This window comes from Aliifodinibius sp. S!AR15-10 (assembly GCF_031569985.1).
In the GTDB taxonomy this organism is placed as follows: domain Bacteria; phylum Bacteroidota; class Rhodothermia; order Balneolales; family Balneolaceae; genus JAMQKA01.
Map to the genome: position 1 here is coordinate 24,337 of NZ_JAMQKA010000036.1, position 22,839 is coordinate 47,175.

The following is a 22,839-nucleotide window of genomic DNA, read 5'->3' on the forward strand; positions in this document are numbered from 1 at the left end:
AGTGGTGATTAAATTCCAGAAGTTTCGGTGCTAATCTGTTCGATGCGTTCTTTCATGGAAGCCCCTTCTTTGCGCTCTACCAAATTGAAGTAGTGCAGACCAAATGTGATATACAAAAGCGCATAGAATATATAGCCCAGAACAATGGCTGTACTGTAGATAACAGAAATCAGTGTATTGGCAGATGCAAGGTCACCACTGGCGAAACCTGTGAACATGGATACAATCGTAATCGGGATGGTAAGAAAATAGGACATAAAGGAAACTATCAGCCCTATTACGATGGTCAAGCCAAAGGTGAACCACCAGTGATTGGTGGTGAGGTTCCAGGATCTGGAAAATGATTTACTGATTCCCTGACGCTCATTTACATATGTAGCGGGGATGAGGGTGAACTTTACAAACAGAAAGATGCCCGGGATGATTAAAAATATCATTCCAAAAAGAATAATTAGACCGGATAGAATACTGATCCCGATCATCGCCCATATATCCTTTTTATATCGATCCCAAATTTGGTGAACGGTTGCACTGTTAGTTTCAGACTCAGAGATCAGGGCCATATGGTTATAGATTACTGCTGACATCGCCGCCGAAGCAAGCATTCCTAAAATACTTGCTCCTCCCATAGAAGAAATCATAGAGAAAAGATTGTCGATAGCATTAATAGAATCCGGATTACTGCTCATTGCTAACGTCTGTTGCATATATTGACCAAAAAAGATGCTGGCCAAAACCACTATTGGAATGACGAAGTAAAGTATGCTTTTACCGAGCGATTTGTAATAAACCCGGACATAGGTAAATGTATCTGAAATGAGATTCCCAAAATTCCGTGTGCGTGTAAGATCGATTTTAGACATTTGATTCATAGCTTTATTGTTGTTGAAAGTAGCGGTTCGGATAAAACACAAAATACCAAAGGACAAAAACCAACGATCCGCCGATGACGGCAAGGCTAAGGAGCAGGGGCATTTCAGTATGCCGGGTAACAAAAGCTTCCAGGAAACCAGCCACAATAAAAATCGGGACCAGACCAATAGTCATCTTCAGCCCCTCTTTGGCACTTTTCTGAAATGATCTCATTCGAGTGTATGTCCCTGGATACAGGATACCGCTTCCGAGGGTTAGTCCGGCTGCTCCTGCAATGATGATCGCAGATATTTCGAGCGTCCCATGAATAAGTACCACAAGCAGCGATTCAGTAATAAATCCCTGCTGAAAGAAAAGGTGAAAGAACGAACCGATCATGATTCAGTTTTGCATAAGCACCACCCCGGTGCCTAGTGAGGCCAGCAGGCCGAACACAAAGACGATAAAAGATACCCGAATATTGTTGAGTGTGATCCCCAAAAACATATCCATCTCATTGGCGGATTTATACACTGCCATCGGGTCATTATTCTGGATGTTGTGCAGTGTCATGTTCACGTAATGGTCCCCGAGTATCGATCGTACGAACATCGGATCATTTGTCGCCGAAACCACCCCGATGATAACGGCCACCGAAAATATAATTAGAGACGTCAACAGTTTGCGCCGGTGTTTAGAAAAGAGAATGGGAAGTTCATCCCGCCAGAACGTTATGATACGTTTTCGATCTTCCTTTTTGTTCCGGTAGATACTCTCATGTGCACGGATGGCTAACTGATTCAGGTACTCGGTAGTTTTTACTGTCCGGATAGTTCGTGCGCGCCCAGGAAAGATCATCTGTCAGTTGAATATACAAGTCGGCCAGCTTGTCGGGGTTTTGGGCCTTTCTTTTTTTTAACAGAGATTCAAACTCTTCCCACCGGTCTCGATTGTTTTGTAAAAATTCAACTTCTCTCACTAGAATCTTCCTGATTTCAAGTAGAGTCTTTTGTACCCCGTTATCAAATTATCACTTTAAAAGAAATAACAGAAAATCTTGAATCAAGCAAAATTTTACTGTAAAGTTATTTCTAAACCTTAAAAAATATCATTTCGGGATGCAGAGCGTAAGTATAGATACGACCCAGCAAGTACAAATTGATTATAAAATTGCCAGTATAGGTGATCGCATATTTGCTTTTATTTTGGATGCAGTAATCATGACTATTTATTTTGTGATAGCCATAATCCTGATCGTTGATCTGTCTGAAAGAATGAACTCAGTCGTAATTTTTTTGGGCATTATGTTGCCTCCGGTACTCTATCATTTCTTATTTGAGTTTTTCTGGAATGGACAGTCGCCGGGTAAACGTGCCTTGGGTATAAAAGTAGTAAAGATGGATGGTGGACGTCCTGGAATTGGAAGTTACCTGATTCGCTGGATATTGAGGATCTTCGAAATTACCTTTACGAGTGGTATGGCAGCGCTGGTCAATATTCTTTTTAACGGTAAGGGACAACGGCTGGGCGATATGGCGGCTGGAACGACAGTCATCAAAAACAAAGCTAAAACATCGCTAAGCCAAACGGTGCTAGCTGATACTGAAGCCGGGTATGAACCAAAGTTCACCTCGGTGGACAAACTGAGTGATGCTGATGTCTCCATTATCAAAGAGTTGTTGAATGCGCGATCTGAGTACGACCGAAGTACCTATTTTGTGATGCTGGTAAAGATCCAAAAGCGAATTGCCCAAAAGCTGGACCTCAATCTTTCTAAAGACATCGATTCCCACCAGTTTTTGCACACTATATTGAAGGATTATAATTACCTGCATGGCAGGAAAGCATAAAGGAATATAGGAGAGGAAAACAACAAACTCCTCCATTTGGCCGTACTGATCTATAGAAAGAGACTTACACACAAAATATTGGAGATTAATCAACGATAGCAGGGAATTATCTATCGAAGATATTTTTTGTATAAATACTTTGTTTTTAATCACTTATTAACCTGTTTCCGGGAGATTAATATGAAGTTCAATATTATTGCAATTCTTTTTCTCTTTTTAAGCACAACTGTGTATGCCCAGCGCCCATCCCCTGATCAAATTCCAACTGATAACGGCGAACTTACCATCCAGCCGATTCAGCATGGAACGCTAGTGCTCAGCTGGAATGGTACTACTGTTTATGTTGATGCCACCGGCGGGGCGGAGGCATTTGAAGGAATAGCTGCCCCGGATATTATTTTGATTACGCACGCCCATGGGGATCACATGAATATTGAATCTCTTCAAGCGCTGGATACGGAAGATGCTGTAATGATTGTTCCCCAATCAGTAGCTGATGAATTGCCGGGTGATTTCAGTGATCAGCTGGTAATTCTGGCGAATAGTGAAAATACTGATCAATCTGGCATTTCTGTCAGGGCCGTACCGATGTATAATCTACCTGATGACGATGATTCACGGCATCCCAAAGGATGGGGCAACGGGTACGTGCTGAATGTTGCCGGCAAAAATGTGTACATATCAGGTGATACAGAGGGCATACCAGAGATGCGGTCGCTGGAGAATATTGATGTTGCTTTTGTGTGCATGAACCTGCCATACACTATGGATGTAAACCAAGCCGCCAGTGCCGTGCTCGATTTTGAACCGACGATTATCTATCCGTATCACTACCGGGGACAGGACACCGAGAAGTTCAAGGAGTTAGTGAACACAAAAAACGAAAGTATCGAGGTGAGATTGAAAGATTGGTACCCAGGAGACTAGTGACAGCTCAAAGAACTCCCAATATAGATGTTATCCAATTTTACTGGATCAACTGGTCAATGAATATGATAGCCCAAACAGCCGGTAGGTAAAAGAATGAGGCAAACATCAATTTTTTTGCCTTCTCCTTGGTGCGGTCTAAGCTGAAACGAATGCCATACCAGAGAAATGCGACAGCACACAACATCCCGCCAATAAGATAGGTGATTCCGCTTAATTCAACGGCATATAGGGCCCATGTGGCGGGTAGCAGCAACAGGAGGCAACCAAGGATGAGTAGAACGGCCTTCGTGCCATTCTCATCATTTCTGGGTAGCATACGAAACCCTGCATTCCGGTAGTCATCTTTGCATACCCAGGCGATGGCCATGACATGAGGTACCTGCCACAAAAACACGATTGCAAACAGTGCCCACATACCGGCATGGCCCAAGTGTCCCACGGCGGCAGCCCATCCGCCAACTGGTGGTAATGCACCTGGTATAGCCCCGATAAACACGTTTACAGCTGATACACGCTTCATGGGGGTATATGCCCCCAGGTATATGACAGTAGTCGCTATAGAGATTAATCCTGCCAGCAGATTGACCATAAATATCATATAAGCAGACCCTGCAAATATCAAAACCAGAGAAAATGCCATACTCTGTTTCGGGGTGACTTTGCTGGAGGGCAGGGGACGTGTTTGGGTGCGCTTCATTTGGCCGTCTAACCGCCATTCAAGGAACTGGTTATGAGCCGCAGTCCCAGAGGCTATCAGCCACGTCCCAAGCGCAGCGTGAGCCATGAGTATAAAATCAATATTACTGCCGGATCCCAATAGAAAACCGATCAGCATGCTGGCCAGTACAGTAAATGTGATACCGGGTTTAGTCAACTCGTAGTAAGCTGCCAGGGTCTCAGTATCAAGCCATTTTGAAAGGGTTGTTTCGGTATGTAACTTCATGCGGAATTTCAGGTTTTATAACGGCTCAAATTTAGGGAATAATTTGTTGAATTGTTACCTGAATTGGCTTGGTTTGAAGAGCAGGAATTTCGAGACGAATATTTCACTTTGGGAACTCAAAATGAGTATAATTGTTGTCCTGTTACTGTATGAATGTGAATGAGGCGTAGTCCCCAAAAGTATAGAATAGCAAAACAGAGAAATGAAATTTAATACCTACCAAAAGACCGCAATAACAACTGTTGGTGCCACTATTTTCTTAATCTTTGTGGGGGGGCTGGTGCGAGCCGCCGGGGCCGGCCTGGGATGTCCCGACTGGCCCAAATGCTTCGGGATGTGGATTCCCCCTACCAGTGTGGCCGAGCTCCCCTCCCAATTCGATGCCTCTCAGTTTAATGTCTTTAAAACCTGGACAGAGTACCTCAATCGATTGGTAGGGGTTGTCATTGGGCTGCTAATTACGGCTACATTTTTACTTTCATTCCAATACAGAAAAAAAGAACCGCATGTGTTTTATAGTTCAGCGGCGGCCTTCGTGCTGGTTCTGGTCCAGGGTTGGCTAGGGGGACAGGTCGTGATGACAGGACTTGATGAGTGGCTCATTTCGCTCCACATGGTCTTGGCTATGATCATAATGACTGTACTACTCTATGCTGTGTTTAAAGCCACAAGTACTGATTTGAAAATTAAGGTTAAACCCAAAATTCAGAAAATCCTTTTTTGGTCCGGGCTAGGACTGCTGGTATTGACAATGGTGCAGCTGGTGCTGGGTACTCAGGTGCGGGAGGCAATTGATATTATCAAGAATAGTGTGAACCCCCCGCCACGGCAGCTTTGGATTCAGCAGGTCGGATTTACCGATGAAATACACAGGAGCTTCTCGTGGGCTCTATTCATTTTGGGAGGTGTTGTACTTTATTTCTCTAAATGGAGAAGTGAATCAAAACTGGTTAATAAGTTAGGGTTATCCATTTTTGGACTGATTCTTTTCCAAATACTGGTGGGTACAGGATTATATTATCTGGGAATGCCGCCTGTTTACCAGGTTTTTCACCTTGTAGGTGTTGCCTTTCTGATCTGTGCGGAAGTTTTATTTTTACTCGTCTTGTGGAAAGGTATGAGGGATATACGGCAGATATGAGAAGAATCTTGTAGTCAGAGGTACTGATTTTTATATGACTAAGTGTATGCCAGTAGCAAGCTCAGTTTGAGCTATGAATTTTCAAATCGTGCGGTCAATCCTCCTGTCCTCTTTCTCCAAGAGCCTGCACCGACTGCTGTTGGTGAGGAACTCTTTGAACCATGTGGTGTCAACGATAGCACTTGAAGCCCATATCCCCCCAAAGTCCTTCTTGGAGACGAGGGGTTTAGGGAGGTTGAACTTCTAAAAAATATCGTAGCTATTTTTCACAATTAACTGGTAGAACTTTTCTATCGGCGGCTGGACTTTTGTGGCCAATTAACAAAGTGGGGGATATTTCACGCCAACACAAAAGGCAGCTTCCAAGCGAAAGCTACCTTTTAAACTATTAAAACAGATCTATCTAGAATCCTGGAACGGGGTCAACCCGGAAGAGCGTATCAAGCATGGAAAGTCCCACCAAGAGCGCGAGAAATAGTATGGATGCCACAAATAGCATGGAGTTGAACTTCGCATCCCAGTAGAGGTTCATAAAGAAGAGTGCTACCAGGCTAGCCTTCATCACAGCCACGATCATAGCTACGAAAATAGACCATGGGTGGGGTAGCGCAAGGTAGTGGACAGCAACTGTTAATACTGTCAATACAAAAAGTGCTCCCGCTACTGAGAGTAATGTTTTATCCGTTGATATGTGATGTCCGCTCATGGATTAAAAATCGTTTTGAGTTATCAGTAATCAGTCAATTAAGTAGAACAATGGGAAAAGGAAAATCCAGATGATGTCGACCAGGTGCCAGTAGAGCCCGGTGATCTCAACAGGAGTGTAGTACTCACTGTGAAAAGCCCCTTTGGAAGCCTTGATAAGCAACCATATCATTAATCCAATTCCTACTAGTACGTGAATACCGTGCAAACCGGTCATCATGTAGTATAAACTGAAAAAGATATTTGCCTTGGGATGATCAATACCTTCATAGGTGTAAAATTCACCGGGAAAGATCCCAAGGTGGAATTTATGTGTATATTCAAAATACTTGATCACCATAAATACACATGCCAGGGCGATGGTAATACCCAGGTTGATGATAATCCCCTTCTTTTGATTCAGCTGGGCTGATTTAATGGCCATGGCAACAGTAAGACTACTACCGATGAGTACGATAGTGTTTACCCCACCCCATAGTGTGTCCAGTTCTTCAGATGCCATTGTATACAGTTCGGGGTACCATGCCCGGTAAATGATATATGCAGCAAATAATCCACCGAAAAAGAGGATCTCAGTTACCAAAAAGATCCACATTCCCATCTTTGCTGAATCAAATTGCTGCTCGCTGTCAACAAAGTGATGTTGAACGTGGCTTGCTGTTGAGTGATTCGCCATGATTATTGTTTGTTTTCTAAGTTGTTAAATCTTTGTTCTGGCAATTGCCGTTGTTTCAATTCCTTTTACTCTTCAGCTTCTACTTCTTCAGAATCTGACTGAACCTCCACACCATGATGCGCAGAGTGTCCATTTTGAATGAGTCCCAGTTGGAAATCTTCCATGGGCTGGTGGTAGTCGTACGGACCGTGGATGACCACTGGAGTGTGCTCAAAGTTATGAGGCGGTGCGGGGGAGGCAATTTGCCATTCCATAGCGCGACTATTCCACGGATTAGCTCCCGCTTTTTTCCCTTTGATAAGAGAATGGGTCAGATAGATAAGTACGAGAAAGAATCCGGCACCGAGGATGAATGCTCCCACGGTTGAAACCTGGTGGTAGGCAGTGAACTGTTCGAGATAGTTGTAATAACGTCGCGGCATTCCTTGCGCTCCCATAACGAACTGGGGCAGGAAGGTGACGTTAAATCCGAGCAGGATAAGTCCACAGGCAATTTTTGCCAGGGTCTCGTTGTACATTTTTCCAAACATTTTGGGCCACCAGTAGTGCAGGCCGGCCAGGAACGCCATCACCATACCACCGACCATTACAAAGTGGAAGTGTGCAACGACATAGTAGGTATCGTGCAGGTGAATATCGAGGGCTATGGTAGCCAGTACAATTCCCGTCAAACCACCAATTAAGAACAGGAAGAAAAATCCTAACACATATAACAGTGGGGTTTGTAGCGATATCGATCCCTTGTGCATGGTAGCAAGCCAGTTGAACATCTTAATGCCGGTAGGAATACCAACAAGGAAGGTAAGGAATGAGAAAATAGTTGAGGCCAATGAAGCCTGACCGGAAGTGAACATGTGGTGTCCCCAAACCAGGAAGCCGATAAAGGCGATCGCCAGTGAAGAAAGTGCAATAGCCCAGTACCCAAAAACAGTTTTCTTTGAGAAGGTCGATACCACTTCAGAAACAATACCAAAGCCAGGAACAATCATAATGTAAACGGCAGGGTGGGAGTAGAACCAGAAAAAGTGCTGGTAGAGCACAGGGTCACCGCCCAGTGCGGGATCAAAGATTCCAACACCCAGGATTCGTTCCATTCCAACCAGAAGAAGGGTAATCGCTAATACCGGCGTCGCAAGAATTTGGATAATGCTTGTGGCATAGAGCCCCCAGCAGAACAGCGGTAACTTACCCCAGGTGAGCCCTGGAGCCCGCATTTTGTGGATAGTCGTAATAAAGTTAACACCAGTGAGAATCGATGAGAATCCAATAATAAAGACGCCAAACGTCATCGCCGTCACCGCACCGCCCGTTGACGAGGAGTAGGGCGTATAGAAGGTCCAGCCGGTGTCGATGCCGCCGGCAATGATAACATAGACCGTCCCGATTGCTCCTATCATGTAAAGATACCAGCTCATCAGGTTGAGCCTGGGAAAAGCCACGTCCTTGGCTCCAAGCTGTATAGGCATAATAAAGTTACCCAGTACAGCGGGCACCGAGGGCACAAGGAACAGGAAAATCATAATAGCCCCGTGCAGGGTGAACATCTGGTTGTATCCATCTGCTGTGAGGAAACCGAGTGTTGGACCCGGTGTCCAAAGTTCCATCCGCACTAACAGTGCAAGGATTCCACCGACCGCAAAGAAGAGAGAGATGCCTGCCAGGTACAGCAAACCAATTCGCTTATGATCCAGCGTTGTCAGCCATGACCATATGCCTTTTGTAATGTTAATATAATTCTTTTCTGCTCGTTCATCCGGCTTATACCGGCGAACCTGTAGTTTTTTGGTATTAGAACCGGAGCTTGCTTCTGCCGTTGCCATGTTACTTCAGTGTTTTTATGTATTCGATAATTGCATTAATCTGTTCATCCGAGAGCACGCCCTGATAAGGAGGCATCACATTATCATATCCCTGTACAATGTGAGCACCCGGTTGCAGAATAGATTCTCTGAGGTAGTTTTCATCAACTGTTACAGTCGATCCGTCGCTCAAAGGCTCTTCACTGCCGAACTTGCCTTGCCAGGTGGGACCTGTCAATTCAGTACCGTCAGTGGAGTGACAGGTGTTACAAGCGTTTTCCTGCACCAGTTGTTCTCCCCATTCAGCAGGTGTTAAATCATCAGGTTTTGTGCCTCCACCGGCATTTTCGGCCAGCCATGTTTCAAATTCATCTTCCTCATGGACAACCACACTACCGGTCATATTCGAGTGATCGGTCCCGCAGTATTCGGTACAAAAGATCGTAGATTCTCCAGTTTCAGGGGCGTTAAACCAAACGGATGTATATCGGCCTGGCACGACATCCTGTTTGATGCGGTAATCAGGCACAAAGAAGGAGTGAATTACGTCATTGGAACTCATAACCAATCGAACCGGTCGATCAGCGGGAACATGTAGTTCTCCGGTTGAAGATGCCCCATTTTCGTATTGAAATCTCCATAGCCACTTTTGTGCGGTTACTTGCACTTCGTAGGCATCATCAGGGGGAGAGGTCATATCCAGGAAGACCTGGAATCCCCATCCAAAAATAAAAAGTACCAGAACCAGCGGTACGACCGACCAGGTAATCTCGAGAGCATTGTTATGCGTGATCACAGGGGTCACTTCATTCTCGGATTTACGCCGATACTTGATGATGAAATAGATAATGGCAGCAAGAACAGCGATTGTCAAAAGCAGGCTGCTCATGTGCACAAACTCAAAGAGCTGATCGTAATTGTCAGCTACCGTCGATTTTGCGGGAGGTAATAAGAGATCTTTAAATAAATCCATTCTAATCGTTTAACTTCCTGTCGTTGTTAGAGCCTTTTTCTTTCAGCCACAATAAACCGAGGAATATACCCAGAATTAAAAATGTTGCCAAGCCGCCAAGCTGCATAATACGCCAGGCAACTGGTACATAACTGTTGGAACTCGGATCATATTGATAGCAATACATCACAATCTTGTCTACGGTACTGCCAATTTCCCCGTCAGCCGCATCATATAATCCATTTCTTACCTGGAACTCATTAAACTTAATACCATAGAGGTATCTGGTGATGGTTCCTTTTGGGCTGAGAAAGATAATAGCAGCACTGTGTGCATACTGGCCGTTGCGTTCCACTTTTTCATATTGGAAACCAACGGCATTCGTCAATTTTTCAATAGCTTGCTGTCTTCCGGTTAAAAAATGCCAGCCGTCACCCACCTTGTCCTTGCCAAGCCTATCGATATAAACCTGCTTGGTCGAGTCAGCCAGCTGCGGATGCTCATTGGGATCAAAACTAAACGTTATGATCTCAAACTCGTTGCCGAGATTCCATTTTATATCTTGAATCCCGGAATAGATCGCATCGGTTACCATACTGCACAACATCGGGCAGTGGTAATAGACCGGGTTCAGAATAACCGGCTTGTCATTTTTCATTAACTGCCTGATGGTAACAGAATCACCGGCAGATGTCGCAAACTTCAGATCAAGCGGGATGGTGTCTCCCAAATGCTCTACAATTTCAACATTCTGGACATTTGCCGGCTTTTTATTATTCAGTTGTGCAAATGATGCTGCCGGTAGCAATAACAAGCACCCTACAAGCAAAAATTGCGTTGCAGAGATAAAAATTCTATTGTTGACCTTCTGCCATTTCATTAATAGCACTGTCGATTGGAATTCTATAGATACCGTTCTCCAAATCAACAACTCCGAAGGTATTTAACGTTTCAGTTGCCTGTCGCTTTTGCTGATTTACCTCATAATATTCCGTGCTGCCTAGTGCCGTTTCTTCAGATATAAGTCTGTTGTATTGGTACATTTCGCGCAGGGCAAAGACAAAAAGGACTACAAGCACGGTTCCCAGGACACTCCAAAACATCAGGCGGCGAATGTTGAGCCTGTCAAACATAACGCCATGTTGCAGAGAGTCTGCAATTTGTTTGTCGGAAACCTCCACCTCTACATCTTCGTGGTCGCTGATATGTTCATCCGCAGTATCCACTTCTTCACTGCTTTCAAATGCTGATTCAGCGTCTGCATGTTTCTCGAGCCGGACAGCCCAGGTGAGAATCGTGGAAACTGGCACTTCATATTTTTCAGACAGGCTATCCAGGTTCTTTTTCCCCTGGTCAATTGCCGCTTTAGCAACCTTCGTTTTAAATTCGGCGCTGTATGTTTGGTCTTCTTTCGACATATCAATCAGTTATTTGACTTCCAAAAACGTTTATCCCAATTAATGCTTACGTAACGATTTTTCCAGTTTTGGGTCGTTGACTGGTATCATTTTTTGCTGCTTAAATCGGCGGAAGAACAGTCCAAAGAATATTCCGCCCAATCCAAGGAATGTCGTTACGTCCAGCCAATTGAAGTGAATGCCATGTTCATGCAATACCGGCATGGCGATCCAGTAGAGCTCTATAAAGTGTGTCACCAAAATCAGTATCGACACACTCATAACAACCGTGTAGTTGGTTTTTGCATTCTTGTTGAGCAATACAACAAAAGGAATAACAAATCGTCCCAATAGTATTATCCAGGCCAAGTACTCATAGCCACCCTCGAAGCGGTGCAAATACCAGAGTGTTTCTTCAGGAATTGAAGCATAATAAATGAGCAGAAACTGGCTGAAAGCGATGTACGCATAAAATATTGTGAATCCAAACATTTGAACGCCAAGGTCATAGATATGACTTTCCTGGATGGTATCGGTCAGTATTCCTTTTTTCCAAAGGAAGAAAACGAGCAGAATAAAGAAAGCAAACAATCCCTGGAAGCTCATTGCAAAATAGTAGACCCCAAAAATTGTGGAATACCAGTGGGGATCAAGAGCCATAAGCCAGTCAAATGATGCAAAAGCAAGGGTAATAGCAAAAAAGAAAATTCCGGGACCACTAGTTCTTCTCAATAGCGTTTGAAGACCCCAGTCACCGGTTTTATCCATTTTTACAGAATTTTTATACAGCCGGTACCCCAGAAAACCCCAAAGGCCGAAGTAGATAACTTGTCGAACAATATAAAAGGGGACATTGAGATACGGCACTTTTACCTGAAGTATGGGATCATGCGCTACAGCGTCTGCGTGTGTCCAGTGATACAGTGAGTGCATCCCAAATAAGATGGGAATCAAGAAAAGAGCCCAGATATACAAGTTGGATGAGATCGCTTCCGGAATACGTCGAATAACAACGCTCCATTCGGAACGTGTAATATGCTGAAGCATGACAAAAAAGAGGCTTCCCAGAGCGAGACTTGAGAAAAACGTGAAGCTAACGAGGTATGAGAAGAAAAACTGGTCGTGATTAAGGAAATATCCCACACCGCTGGCCAGGAGTCCTACAATACCAACCCCAAACAGAGCATTAGTTAAGTTCTGATCGGATGAAAACTCCAGTTTGTCTGTAATTTTGGGCTTGCTCATGTTATTTTCAGAAGTTCTTACTGGTTATCACTTAATGTTTTCAGGTATTCGATGAGTGATTGGATCTCAGAATCGCTTAAATAGCTGTATGGCGCCATAACCGGGTCGTAGCCTTCAACAATCTTTGCTGATGGATTGACAATAGATTCCCTCAGGTATTCTTCATCAACAGTTATGGAAGAACCATCGGCAAGCTGTTCAGTGCGACCCATGACACCTTGATGAGTGGGTCCAATTCCGTCAGAGCCGTCACGAGAGTGGCAGGCCTGGCAGCCGTTGGCTACATAAAGCTCTTCACCACGAGCAGCAGAGACGTCTCCACCCGCAGCTGCAGCAGCTTCTTGTTGTGCCTGCTCTTTCTTTTGCTGATCTGCAAAATCACTCTGCAAACTGGCCAAGTCAACATCGTACTCCTGGATATCTTCCTCAGGAACATACTGGCTACGTTGCAGGGCTCTGATATAAGCCACAATTGCCCATCGATCTTGTACTTTAATTTGATGCGCGTATGCAGGCATATTCCGGATGCCGTTGGCAATTACCGAATAGAGATAGCCGTTTTCTACATTTCTTAGCCGCTCTTGGTGGAATGTGGGAGCTGGAACAAATCCATATTGACCAGTCATGACGATACCTTGGCCGTCCCCAACTTTGCCGTGACAGGGAGTACAGTAAACCTCATAACCATTTTGTCCCCGGTAGAGAAACGCCTTGTCTACCTCAACAGGAATTTCTGATACAAAAGAGCTGTCTTCATTGATACCCTGGTAGAAAACGGGATCCTGCCGGAGATTTCCACGTGAGATCGTCCCTTCAACTGGTTGACGCATTGAGCGATTGTCAGCAAAGAAAGAATTCTGCTCCTGTGCTTCAAAGCGTTCTTGCTGGTCCATATTCATGTTGGGATGAACAGGCTCTTGCTCAAATCGCTGTCCGCGACAAGCACCTAGAAACAGTACTACAATCAAGATGGCCAGAATCTTGGATGATTCCAGGAACATGCGAAATCCACTATTTCCCTTTGCACGGGAAACAACGGCAGATGATTCTGAGACTTTGGGTCCTTCTTTCATATTGAGTATCAATTCAGAATTTTCTTATAAGATATTTTAGATACCTACTTTAACTACTCGTCGTAAATAGTCTCGATGTGGGTTGCCCCGGCATCGCTAAACAATTTGTTTGCTTTTTCCTCATCAAAAAGATCGTCAGTGGCTTCAATGCATACGAAGAAGCCGTCATCCGTCGCTTTTTCAAATCGTTCGGAGTTAAACAGCGGATTATGCAAGCGAGGTAGCTTGTTAAGGGCGATCATACCAAAGGTGGCGGCAAATGCCGACAACAGTACGGTAAGCTCAAAGGTAATAGGGACCATAACAGGTAGATTAATATATGGTTTACCACTGATGTTCATGGGATACTCGTACCCCATAACCCATACCATAAGAGTGATTGCACCCAAAAAACCTACTAGTGCCCCGCCAAAGACAATCCATCCAAGGAAGGACTTTTTAATTCCCATCGCTTTTTCCATCCCGTGAATAGGGAAGGGAGCATAGGTGTCAAACTTTTCGTAGCCCGACTTTTCAACAGCTTCTGCTGCATCAATCAGCTCTTTCGGGTTTTGGAATTCGGCTAGAACGCCGTAAATATTTTTGTTATTCGTACTCATACTTGTTCTGTTCTAAACAGTTTCCGCTTGTTCCGGAACCACTGGTTTAGCTTTTGATTCGATAAATTCTTTGGTCTCGTCGTCGTAGTTGTGAGGATCAGCCTGTGGCATCACGCCTTTAACTTCTGCAATAGCCACCATCGGGAGGAATCGCAGGAACAGCAGGAACATGGTAAAAAAGAGACCAAATGTTCCCAGGTACGTCAGGATATCCCAGAGGGTGGGGGAATAGTAATCCCAGTTAGAAGGCATAAAGTCGGTTGCCAGGGATGCTACAGCAATTATAAACCGTTCAAACCACATCCCTACATTCACAATGATAGAGATGATAAAGGTGAGCGCAACATTACGACGAATATATTTGCTCCACAGGAACTGCGGGGTTATAACGTTACAGAACATCAAGATATAGAAGCCCCATGCATAAGGACCTGTGGCATATAACCAGAAAATTCCTTGTTCATAGATATAGCCGCTGTACCAGGCAACAAAGCCCTCCATAAGGTAGGCAAAAGCGACCAGGTTACCGGTCACCATCATCACGATATTCATTTTCTCCATGATATCGATGTTCATGATATCCTCAAGGCCATAAATTTTTCTGGCAATAAGCATCAGGGTTAATACCATGGCAAAGCCGGAATAAATAGCACCGGCAACAAAATAGGGTGGGAAAATTGTACTGTGCCACCCGGGGATTACAGAAACGGCGAAGTCAAACGATACAATAGTGTGAACAGAAAGAACCAGGGGCGTTGCCAGTCCGGCCAGGATCATATAGGCTTTTTCGTAATTCCACCAGTGGCGGAAACTACCCGTCCAGCCAAGTGAGGCGATACCATAAGATATTTTGGCAACTTTGCTCTTGGCTTTGTCCCGAAGTGTAGCAAAATCGGGAATAAGCCCAACGTACCAGAAGAGAAGAGAAACAGTGAAATAAGTACTTACCGCAAATACGTCCCATAGAAGTGGACTACTGAAGTTCGGCCAAGCCGCCATCTGGTTTGGAACCGGGAACACCCAGTAGATAACCCAGATACGACCAACGTGAATAGCAGGGAACAGGCCCGCACACATCACGGCAAAAATGGTCATAGCCTCCGCAAAACGGTTAATGGCAGTTCGCCAGCCCTGTCTGAACAGGAAGAGAATAGCAGAAATAAGAGTCCCTGCGTGACCAATACCAACCCACCATACGAAGTTAATAATAGCCCAACCCCATCCGGCCGGGTTATTGAGACCCCAGATACCGGTTCCTTCCCAGATCAGGTACCCGACAGCACCCAACATGACGATAAGCAGCAGGTTTGCAAGTCCGAATGCGAGGTACCACAGCTTGGGAGCCGGGGAAAGCGGCGTTTTGGCAATCATATCGGTGATACTGGAAAAGGAGTGATCACCTTTTACAAGCGCGGGTTCTGGTACGTATTCGTAAGATTTACTCATTTTATATGAAAAGAGATTTCGTGTTATGCCAATTTGGGATTCGGATTTCTCAGTTTCGCCAGGTAAGACGTTCTGGGCCGGGTGTTGACCTCTTCAAGCAGGAGATAATTGCGCTCGTTGCTCTTCGCTTCAACAACTTTGCTATTATCATCCGTCAGATCGCCAAATTCAATAGCCTTGGCTGGGCAAGCCTGCTGACAAGCAGTCTGGACGGCTCCATCTTCTGGCTTAGGTGATCCCGTTTCTTTTTTGGCTTCGATTTTCGCCTTGTTCACACGCTGTACGCAGTAGGTGCATTTTTCCATCACTCCACGGAAGCGTACAGTCACATCCGGATTCATCGCCATTTGAACAACTTCGGGATCATCTCCGGTCGTCAAATACTCTTTGGTGTAGTTGAAGAAATTGAATCGACGAACCTTGTATGGACAGTTGTTGGCACAGTAACGAGTACCGATGCAGCGGTTGTAGGTCATTTGGTTCATGCCGTCATCGCTGTGTGTTGTAGCCGCTACCGGACAAACCTGCTCACAGGGCGCCAGCTCACAGTGCATACACGGAACCGGCTGGTGCAGCGCTTGCGGATCGTCAACATCGCCTTCAAAGTAGCGGTCATTACGAATCCAGTGCATCTCGCGACCGTTGCTTACCTCTCGTTTCCCAACAACAGGGATATTGTTTTCCGCCTGGCAGGCCACGGTACAAGCACCACAACCGATGCACGAGTTCAAGTCAATGGTCATACCCCATTGCGGCTCGTAATCAGGATATTCTTCATCATCCTGGGAGTCGAAAAGCGTCATCGGGCGATCGCTGCCCTTTTCTTCTGCATACGATTCCCCGGGGAGTTCAGCTTCATAAGAAGATTCATAGGAGGCGAACTCTGGTTCCTCGCGATATTCCTGCAGGGTGGCATGGCGGAGTAGAGAACGACCCTCCATGCTGTTGTGGTCCTGCGTACAGGCTATTTCGTATGCTCCCCCTGCATTTTCAACGGAAACATCAGTAGCATAAAGCATAGATCCCGTTTTACGCAACGGATAGGTATCGATGCCTGTTTGGTTGGCTACTTTCCCAATTCCTTCACGGCCATAACCGACAGTTATCGTGATGCTGTCGTCGGCGTGACCCGGTTGAACCCAGGCAGGAATCTCAACCGTGGTTCCATCAATTGTTATAGAAACTTTTTCAACTTCTGCTACACCCAGTCCTGCTTGTTGTATGCCAAGTTTTTCAGCGGTGGCTTTACTCATCAGGGCCACATTATCCCAGGTAATCTTGGTCATGGGATCCGGCAACTCTTGCAGCCAGCCGTTGTTGGCATAGCGCCCATCATAAAGCTTGGAATCCGGCCGGATAACGACCTCCATTTCACTAGTTTCGGAGGCGCGATTCAAAAAGCCACTGACACTGGCCTGGAAATCAGAGCTGATATCTACTGAGGCCTGTGGGAATGTAGCTTCTTCATCCAATCCATCATGGAGAATGCGTTCCCAATTTGACTGGAAGCTTCCACTAATGAACTCATTCCATGTTTCCTGTACAAGATCGTAACCTTTTGTTTTTTCAGAGGTTACAATGCTGTTTAAAAATTCAATATCACTAATGCCGGAAAAGAGGGGCTCAATCTGTGGCTGAACAATGGACCGCGTCCCGGTGAAGGAGTAGCCATCACTCCATGCTTCCAGGAAGTGTGCGCGGTTGATATGCCAGTTGGCCAGTTTTGATGTCTCATCATAATAATCAGCCAGATGAATGACCGTATTGGCATTCTGGAGATTTTCGCTAAAATTCAGGTCAGCCGGTGCTGTAAATGCTGGATTTGTGCCCACCAATACAACGGTATCAATATTACCAGCCTGCAGATCTGAAACTACACTTTCAAAAGCGTCTTTATTGTATTGATCCTGCAGGTATGGAACTTCGTGATAGGTAACGGTATTGCCGGCATTCCCCAGAGCTTGGTTGAGGGCCGCCACTGTAGCATGAATGCTGGGCGCGTGTTCATTACCAACGGTCAACACAGAAGAGCCTTGGTTTGCAAGCAGATCTTCAGCTAGTGCGCCAATCCAGTCGTGATCAGTAAATTTATTGCTGTATCCACTGAATTCTGTAAGTCCATCTACAGAACCGGAGAGTTCTGCTGCCAGTGCATATAGAAAGAGTTCAATTTCGCTGGATTTCAAACGCAACCGGTTGTCGGCATTGGAGCCCGTCATTGAAAAAGTGCTCTCAATGGCGTAAAAGCGCGTCATATTATCCTCAGGGGATTCAACTTTACGTCCCTGGGTGTAATTGCGCGTATCTTGAACCGAATTCTTGTTGGCGGCCGGATTCAGGAAATCGTCATCCAAAGCAACGATAACATCAGCTTGGTCAAAGTGGTTGACGGTTCGAAGTCGTTCGCCAAACGCAATATTCGTTCCTTCAAGTGCATTATCTTCGCCAAAGGGCTCATAGGTCACCCACTGGGCATTAGAAAATTGATCCAGCGCTTGATCCCTCAGTCTGTTATAGGTGGGAGAGGAGTTGGCCTCCGAAATGAATGCAATGTTTCGGTCCGTATCAGAGAAATGTTCTTTGCAAAAACTTAGAAATTCGTTGTAAGAGGAGCGTTCCCCATCTCGACGCACATAACGCGAGCGATCAGGATCATACATATTAAGGATGGCACCCTGATTGAAGATACTGGAAGACCCGCTACTTGCCGGATGCATCTCATTTCCTTCAATTTTGGTCGGGCGCCCTTCGTGATTTTCAACAACAATGCCTGTCAATGCATCCTGAAACGGCATCGCAGAAGCATAATAGAGCGGTTCGCCGGGAATAACCTCTTCAGGTTGATTACTATAAGGAAGAATTTTTTGAACTGGTCGACGACAAGAAGCAAATCCAGCCAAGGCAATAGATGCTCCCATTACGCGGAGGAAGCTGCGGCGAGATACTTTGTCCGTCAATTCGGTCGCCTCTTCAGGGAACTCGCGGTCAACGAACTTCTTATACTCGTCGTTTTTAGCCAGCTGATTCAGGCTTTTCCAGTAATTGGCTTTTTTGCCCTCGCCGTTTAATTGCGTTACATCTTCGCTCATCGATTGCTATATCTGCTTGGTTTATAAATTCCGTTAACTGATACGATTAATAATGGCATCCCTGGCAATAGGTAGGTGGATGCACATTGTGCTTGGCAATCAGCTTTTTGCCCAGCTCAACTTGGTTTTCAACTTGATAACCCATCGTTGTTACTTCTTCAACGGGACGCAGATGTTGCTCTGGATTTCGGTGGCAGTCAAGACACCAGCTCATACTCAACGGCTCTTGCTGCGATACAACGTCCATTTTGTCAACACGCCCATGGCACGATTCGCATCCAACACCAACATTCACGTGGGCTTCGTGACTAAAGTATGCATAATCAGGCAAGTTATGGACCCGGACCCACTCAATAGGTTCACCGGAGTTCCAGCTGTCGCGAATTTTTTGAATTTCTTCAGGTCGCTGCGAGTCAATTTGACTGTGACAGTTCATGCATGTCTGTGTAGGAGGAACGTTTGCCTGCTTGGAATTGAACACTTCCGTGTGGCAATATTGGCAATCCAGCCCCAGCTGTCCTGCGTGAATTTTGTGACTGTAGTCAACAGGTTGTTGGGGTGCGTATCCCACGTCAGTATATTCCGGGGAGAAGAAGTACCATACTCCTGCAACAATCGCTGTTAAAAATACAATTGCCCCTACTAAAAGCCGCCTTGGAATTTCATCTGCCCACTTAGGAAAAATCTGAGCCATAAATCAATAGAAAATCGAATTAACAGTTGCTTTTTTTCTGTCATACCAAAATTACGACGGGTCGTCGAGTCGGCATGAATGTATGGAAAAAATCGGTCTTAAAGAACCCTAGAGGAGACCTTCAAGGTATTTATATCAAATCTAAATAAAGTCCCCGTCCTTCATTTTAATGCGGTTTCGAGAATGAATTTAAGATAAAATCTATTATAGAAAATGCCTAAAAAAAATATCGGAATATCAGGAATAGTGAATGGTTCCTGTAAACGGTTTGTTCGGCTGAATTTAGTAGAATAACTAGCTACATATTTTGTATTTTTGCGATCAAAAAAATACCTATGTCAAATCCCGGAAACGAGTTCACCCTTGAGTTTTTAAAAGATTTGAGCCTTGTAAAAGCGCTGGGTGTCATTGTATTAATAAGCGGTGCTGCGTTCGCGTTCTTAATTTGGCTCATATATTATAAAGGAGGGAGTGATTACAGTTCGACCCTGATTACCAGCCTGCCGGCGCTCAATGCATTGCTGAATGCCACCAGCGCAGTTCTAATCGTTTTGGGATACAAAGCGATTCGTGAGCGGAAATTTCGAAAGCATATGAAACTGATGCTGACGGCTTTTTTTACCTCCACACTTTTTTTGATCAGCTATGTTATCTATCACAATTTTCATGGAAGCACTCCATTCGAAGGCCAGGGCCTGATTCGCCCGATCTACTTCTTTATATTAATAACTCACATCATACTTTCGGCCCTTGTCGTGCCGTTCATACTCACTAGTTTCTACTTCGCGTTTTCTGGAAAGCTTGCCTATCACCGCAAATATTCAAAAATAACACTCCCGGTTTGGCTCTATGTTTCTGTGACCGGAGTGCTTATTTTTGGGATATTGAAGGTTTTTAACCAATAAGTGGAAACCGGGGGCAACGGAGACCGGGAACCGGAAATATCTGGAAAATCTAAAAATTGATTTGACTGCAGGGAATTAGAAAATATATCCCGTCACCGCCTCGCCCGCTTCCAGGCGTTTTTCATCATCATATGATGGAAATTCTTCTCTTTTTGTCCCTCTTCCGGACGACGTTGGGTATAACTGCCATCGGGATGCATGTCCCACGCCAGCCGGTTATCATTGAGTGCTTTTTTCAAGATAGATATAATACGCTTCTGCAGCGACGGCAGTGTGATCGGGACTATCGCTTCCACCCGCTCATTCAGGTTGCGTGAGCGCCAGTCTGCACTGCCGATAAATATTTTGGGATCTCCATCATTGCCAAAATAGAAGATACGATCATGCTCGAGGAACCTGCCAATAATGCTAATAATGCGAATATTATCGCTATAACCCTTTAGTTGCGGACGCAGCCGGGAGTGCCCCCGCACAATCAGGTCAATCTGTACACCTGCCTGGGAGGCTTCATACAACCGCTGGATAATGCCCACATCATCCAGTGCATTCATTTTGGCAATGATCCGGCCCTCTTTTCCTTGTTTGGCCAGCTCTGTCTCACAGTCTATCAGGTTATAGAAATCGGTGCGCAGGCTGTGCGGTGCCACCATCAGTTTCTGAAATTTTTGATCGGGGGCGTATCCTGTAAGGTAGTGGAACAGGTTGGTCACATCGTGGCATAACACCGGGTCGTTGGTCAGAAGTCCCAGGTCGGTATAAATCTCGGCCGTTTGCGTGTGATAGTTGCCCGTACCGATATGGCAGTATGTAATATGTTCATCCCCTTCGCGGCGTACAATGAGCGCTACTTTCGCGTGTGTCTTTAATCCCACCAGCCCGTAAGCTACGTGGACACCGGCATTTTCCAGCATTTTTCCCCATTCAATATTACTGGCCTCGTCGAAACGGGCTTTCACCTCTACAAGCACTGCAACCTGCTTGCCTTGCTCCGCCGCTTTGATGAGCGACTTAACGATCGGGGAGTCATCGGAAGTGCGATACAGGGTTTGCTTGATCGCCAATACATCGGGATCGTTGGCAGCTTCTTCAATAAGGCGTTGTACACTTGAGGAAAAAGACTCGTAAGGGTGATGAACCAGGATATCGCCCTTGCGGATAATATCAAATATATTTTGTTCCTGTTCGGTTTCCCCCTCATGATACAGGGGCTTGGGTATCGGGGGATTCCATTTCTCATAGCGTTTGCCCGGGATGTTGAGATTTGCAATGCTGAAACACATGGTAAGGTCAAGCAGACCTTCAACATGTTGGATGTCGCTGTCTTCCAGCCGTATCTCATTTTTCAGCAGTTTTTCGACTTCTGGATCTACGTTGTTCTCAATTTCCAGCCGCACAACTTCCGCAAATCGGCGTTCCCGGAGTTCCTCAGAGATCATCGCCAGCAGATCTTCCGCTTCCTCTTCATTTCTTCGCAGGTCGGCATTGCGCGTTACCCGGAAAAGGCAAGTGCTTTCTATCTTCATGCCGGGAAACAATTTGCCGATGTTCTTACGTATCACCTCTTCAATCGGAACATAGTGGTATGCGGTTGAGCCACCAGCCACTCGCAACAGCCGCGGTTGGTTGGTGGGAATCTTAACGCGGGCAAAGTTAAAAGCCTGGCGATTTGGTTTTTTTAGCTTGACTGCAAGAGACAAACTCAGATTTGAAATAAAGGGAAAGGGATGCCCCGGATCGACCGCAAGAGGAGTGAGCGTCGGGTAGATATGATCCAGGAAGTACTCATCCAGATTATTCTGCTGTTCACTGTCGAGTTCAGCGTAATCAGTTATCTGAATTGAGGCCTCTTCTTTCAGCAGCGGCTGCAGTTCATGGTTCCATACTTCAGCCATCTTCTGCTGCATTTCATTTATTTTTCGCTGCAGCAATTCTATCTGAGTTTCCGGGGTGCGTCCGTCAGGACTCAGGTCATCTACACCGGCCGCCTCCTGCCGTTTTAACCCACCGACACGTTTTTGGATGAATTCATCCAGGTTACTGGCAGTAATACCCAAAAACCGAACGCGTTCAAGCAAAGGAGTCCGCGGGTCCATTGCCTGGTACAACACCCGCCAGTTAAAATCCATCCATCCCAGCTCACGGTTCAGGTAGAGTGAGGGATGCACGTTGGAGGTTCCTTCTGGAATATCTTGCGCTTCAACGGCAGTTGGGATACTGGGAATACTCTCTAAATCCTCTTTTTCCTGTTGATCTCCGTTGGTTTTAAAAAACCACGCCTGCTCTCCGGCATTCCATATGATGGAATCGTCGCGCAGGCTGCGAAAATCCCTGAGCAGATGCTGGGCTAGCGATTTATTTCCATTGGGAGTCTGGGAAATAAAACCTGAATCGAAAGTTGATTCGACAAAGTTTGCCGCTTCCTCTCTTTCGAGACGACCTTTGTCCTTAATTAGATTAATCAACCAAACCGCTACTTCTTCCGTGCTGAAACTAGACACTGTTTTAAATTTATTTTCCCTTAATAAAAAGTAAATATAACAAAC

19 protein-coding genes and 1 pseudogene are annotated in these 22,839 nt (G+C 45.4%); 4 read left to right on the plus strand and 16 right to left on the minus strand.

Annotated features, from left to right (window positions below; translation table 11 throughout):
• Positions 1-8: 8 nt before the first annotated feature.
• Both NC796_RS18905 and NC796_RS18910 read right to left on the minus strand, forming a co-directional pair.
• A complete protein-coding gene (locus tag NC796_RS18905; protein WP_310686703.1) occupies positions 9-872 on the minus strand; it encodes a hypothetical protein in 864 nt (287 codons plus the stop codon).
• A 4-nt stretch (positions 873-876) separates the two neighbouring features.
• A pseudogene (locus tag NC796_RS18910) lies at positions 877-1,831 on the minus strand (stage II sporulation protein M).
• A gap of 139 nt (positions 1,832-1,970) precedes the next feature.
• On the opposite strand from NC796_RS18910, the gene NC796_RS18915 reads away from it, so the two are divergent.
• Positions 1,971-2,702: an RDD family protein gene (locus NC796_RS18915; RefSeq protein WP_310686705.1), complete on the plus strand. Its 732-nt coding sequence runs from the start codon at positions 1,971-1,973 to the stop codon at positions 2,700-2,702.
• A 180-nt stretch (positions 2,703-2,882) separates the two neighbouring features.
• On the plus strand, positions 2,883-3,629 hold the full coding sequence (locus NC796_RS18920; protein ID WP_310686707.1) for an MBL fold metallo-hydrolase: 747 nt from the start codon (positions 2,883-2,885) through the stop codon (positions 3,627-3,629).
• A 40-nt stretch (positions 3,630-3,669) separates the two neighbouring features.
• On the opposite strand, the gene cyoE is transcribed toward NC796_RS18920, so the two are convergent.
• Positions 3,670-4,575 carry a heme o synthase gene (cyoE, locus tag NC796_RS18925; protein WP_310686708.1) on the minus strand — a complete coding sequence of 302 codons (906 nt, stop codon included), beginning with the start codon at positions 4,573-4,575 and terminating at the stop codon, positions 3,670-3,672.
• 202 nt (positions 4,576-4,777) lie between these two features.
• Between cyoE and NC796_RS18930 the strand changes: the two genes are divergently transcribed.
• On the plus strand, positions 4,778-5,716 hold the full coding sequence (locus NC796_RS18930; protein WP_310686709.1) for a COX15/CtaA family protein: 939 nt from the start codon (positions 4,778-4,780) through the stop codon (positions 5,714-5,716).
• Between the two features lie 403 nt (positions 5,717-6,119).
• Here NC796_RS18930 and NC796_RS18935 read toward each other — a convergent pair whose 3' ends face one another.
• The 12 genes from NC796_RS18935 to NC796_RS18990 all read right to left on the minus strand — a co-directional run bounded on the left by NC796_RS18935 (position 6,120) and on the right by NC796_RS18990 (position 19,391).
• Complete coding sequence (locus NC796_RS18935) at positions 6,120-6,422, minus strand: cytochrome C oxidase subunit IV family protein (protein ID WP_310686710.1); 303 nt, start codon at positions 6,420-6,422, stop codon at positions 6,120-6,122.
• Between the two features lie 30 nt (positions 6,423-6,452).
• Positions 6,453-7,097 carry a cytochrome c oxidase subunit 3 family protein gene (locus NC796_RS18940; RefSeq protein WP_310686712.1) on the minus strand — a complete coding sequence of 215 codons (645 nt, stop codon included), beginning with the start codon at positions 7,095-7,097 and terminating at the stop codon, positions 6,453-6,455.
• 65 nt (positions 7,098-7,162) lie between these two features.
• Complete coding sequence (gene ctaD, locus NC796_RS18945) at positions 7,163-8,917, minus strand: cytochrome c oxidase subunit I (RefSeq protein WP_310686714.1); 1,755 nt, start codon at positions 8,915-8,917, stop codon at positions 7,163-7,165.
• 1 nt (position 8,918) lies between these two features.
• Complete coding sequence (gene coxB / locus NC796_RS18950; RefSeq protein ID WP_310686716.1) at positions 8,919-9,869, minus strand: cytochrome c oxidase subunit II; 951 nt, start codon at positions 9,867-9,869, stop codon at positions 8,919-8,921.
• A 1-nt stretch (position 9,870) separates the two neighbouring features.
• Positions 9,871-10,728 (minus strand): SCO family protein, encoded by an 858-nt coding sequence (locus NC796_RS18955; RefSeq protein ID WP_310686718.1) that lies wholly within the window; start codon positions 10,726-10,728, stop codon positions 9,871-9,873.
• Positions 10,703-11,266: a hypothetical protein gene (locus NC796_RS18960; protein ID WP_310686720.1), complete on the minus strand. Its 564-nt coding sequence runs from the start codon at positions 11,264-11,266 to the stop codon at positions 10,703-10,705. Before NC796_RS18960 ends, NC796_RS18955 begins: the two co-directional genes overlap by 26 nt.
• A gap of 39 nt (positions 11,267-11,305) precedes the next feature.
• Positions 11,306-12,490 carry a hypothetical protein gene (locus NC796_RS18965; RefSeq protein ID WP_310686721.1) on the minus strand — a complete coding sequence of 395 codons (1,185 nt, stop codon included), beginning with the start codon at positions 12,488-12,490 and terminating at the stop codon, positions 11,306-11,308.
• A 17-nt stretch (positions 12,491-12,507) separates the two neighbouring features.
• The gene (locus NC796_RS18970; protein ID WP_310686723.1) at positions 12,508-13,563 is read right to left on the minus strand and encodes a c-type cytochrome; all 1,056 of its coding nucleotides are present in this window, start codon (positions 13,561-13,563) and stop codon (positions 12,508-12,510) included.
• Between the two features lie 53 nt (positions 13,564-13,616).
• Positions 13,617-14,162, minus strand: coding sequence for a DUF3341 domain-containing protein (locus tag NC796_RS18975; protein ID WP_310686724.1), 546 nt, complete (start codon positions 14,160-14,162; stop codon positions 13,617-13,619).
• Positions 14,163-14,174: 12 nt separating this feature from the next.
• A complete protein-coding gene (gene nrfD / locus NC796_RS18980) occupies positions 14,175-15,608 on the minus strand; it encodes an NrfD/PsrC family molybdoenzyme membrane anchor subunit (RefSeq protein WP_310686725.1) in 1,434 nt (477 codons plus the stop codon).
• Between the two features lie 23 nt (positions 15,609-15,631).
• A complete protein-coding gene (locus NC796_RS18985) occupies positions 15,632-18,697 on the minus strand; it encodes a TAT-variant-translocated molybdopterin oxidoreductase (protein WP_310686727.1) in 3,066 nt (1,021 codons plus the stop codon).
• Between the two features lie 46 nt (positions 18,698-18,743).
• Positions 18,744-19,391 (minus strand): cytochrome c3 family protein, encoded by a 648-nt coding sequence (locus NC796_RS18990; protein WP_310686728.1) that lies wholly within the window; start codon positions 19,389-19,391, stop codon positions 18,744-18,746.
• A gap of 335 nt (positions 19,392-19,726) precedes the next feature.
• Between NC796_RS18990 and NC796_RS18995 the strand changes: the two genes are divergently transcribed.
• Complete coding sequence (locus NC796_RS18995) at positions 19,727-20,296, plus strand: DUF420 domain-containing protein (protein WP_310686729.1); 570 nt, start codon at positions 19,727-19,729, stop codon at positions 20,294-20,296.
• 92 nt (positions 20,297-20,388) lie between these two features.
• On the opposite strand, the gene ppk1 is transcribed toward NC796_RS18995, so the two are convergent.
• Complete coding sequence (gene ppk1 / locus NC796_RS19000) at positions 20,389-22,794, minus strand: polyphosphate kinase 1 (protein ID WP_310686731.1); 2,406 nt, start codon at positions 22,792-22,794, stop codon at positions 20,389-20,391.
• Positions 22,795-22,839: the final 45 nt, after the last annotated feature.

Excerpts from the sequence above, each read along its gene's own strand:
- NC796_RS18995 (WP_310686729.1), top strand. The coding sequence starts at position 19,727 with ATGTCAAATCCCGGAAACGAGTTCACCCTTGAGTTTTTAAAAGATTTG.
- NC796_RS18990 (WP_310686728.1), bottom strand. The coding sequence starts at position 19,391 with ATGGCTCAGATTTTTCCTAAGTGGGCAGATGAAATTCCAAGGCGGCTT.
- coxB (WP_310686716.1), bottom strand. The coding sequence starts at position 9,869 with ATGGATTTATTTAAAGATCTCTTATTACCTCCCGCAAAATCGACGGTA.
- NC796_RS18985 (WP_310686727.1), bottom strand. The coding sequence starts at position 18,697 with ATGAGCGAAGATGTAACGCAATTAAACGGCGAGGGCAAAAAAGCCAAT.
- NC796_RS18940 (WP_310686712.1), bottom strand. The coding sequence starts at position 7,097 with ATGGCGAATCACTCAACAGCAAGCCACGTTCAACATCACTTTGTTGAC.
- NC796_RS18905 (WP_310686703.1), bottom strand. The coding sequence starts at position 872 with ATGAATCAAATGTCTAAAATCGATCTTACACGCACACGGAATTTTGGG.
- NC796_RS18915 (WP_310686705.1), top strand. The coding sequence starts at position 1,971 with ATGCAGAGCGTAAGTATAGATACGACCCAGCAAGTACAAATTGATTAT.
- NC796_RS18920 (WP_310686707.1), top strand. The coding sequence starts at position 2,883 with ATGAAGTTCAATATTATTGCAATTCTTTTTCTCTTTTTAAGCACAACT.
- NC796_RS18960 (WP_310686720.1), bottom strand. The coding sequence starts at position 11,266 with ATGTCGAAAGAAGACCAAACATACAGCGCCGAATTTAAAACGAAGGTT.
- nrfD (WP_310686725.1), bottom strand. The coding sequence starts at position 15,608 with ATGAGTAAATCTTACGAATACGTACCAGAACCCGCGCTTGTAAAAGGT.
- NC796_RS18975 (WP_310686724.1), bottom strand. The coding sequence starts at position 14,162 with ATGAGTACGAATAACAAAAATATTTACGGCGTTCTAGCCGAATTCCAA.
- NC796_RS18935 (WP_310686710.1), bottom strand. The coding sequence starts at position 6,422 with ATGAGCGGACATCACATATCAACGGATAAAACATTACTCTCAGTAGCG.
- NC796_RS18965 (WP_310686721.1), bottom strand. The coding sequence starts at position 12,490 with ATGAGCAAGCCCAAAATTACAGACAAACTGGAGTTTTCATCCGATCAG.
- ctaD (WP_310686714.1), bottom strand. The coding sequence starts at position 8,917 with ATGGCAACGGCAGAAGCAAGCTCCGGTTCTAATACCAAAAAACTACAG.
- NC796_RS18970 (WP_310686723.1), bottom strand. The coding sequence starts at position 13,563 with ATGAAAGAAGGACCCAAAGTCTCAGAATCATCTGCCGTTGTTTCCCGT.
- NC796_RS18955 (WP_310686718.1), bottom strand. The coding sequence starts at position 10,728 with ATGAAATGGCAGAAGGTCAACAATAGAATTTTTATCTCTGCAACGCAA.
- cyoE (WP_310686708.1), bottom strand. The coding sequence starts at position 4,575 with ATGAAGTTACATACCGAAACAACCCTTTCAAAATGGCTTGATACTGAG.
- NC796_RS18930 (WP_310686709.1), top strand. The coding sequence starts at position 4,778 with ATGAAATTTAATACCTACCAAAAGACCGCAATAACAACTGTTGGTGCC.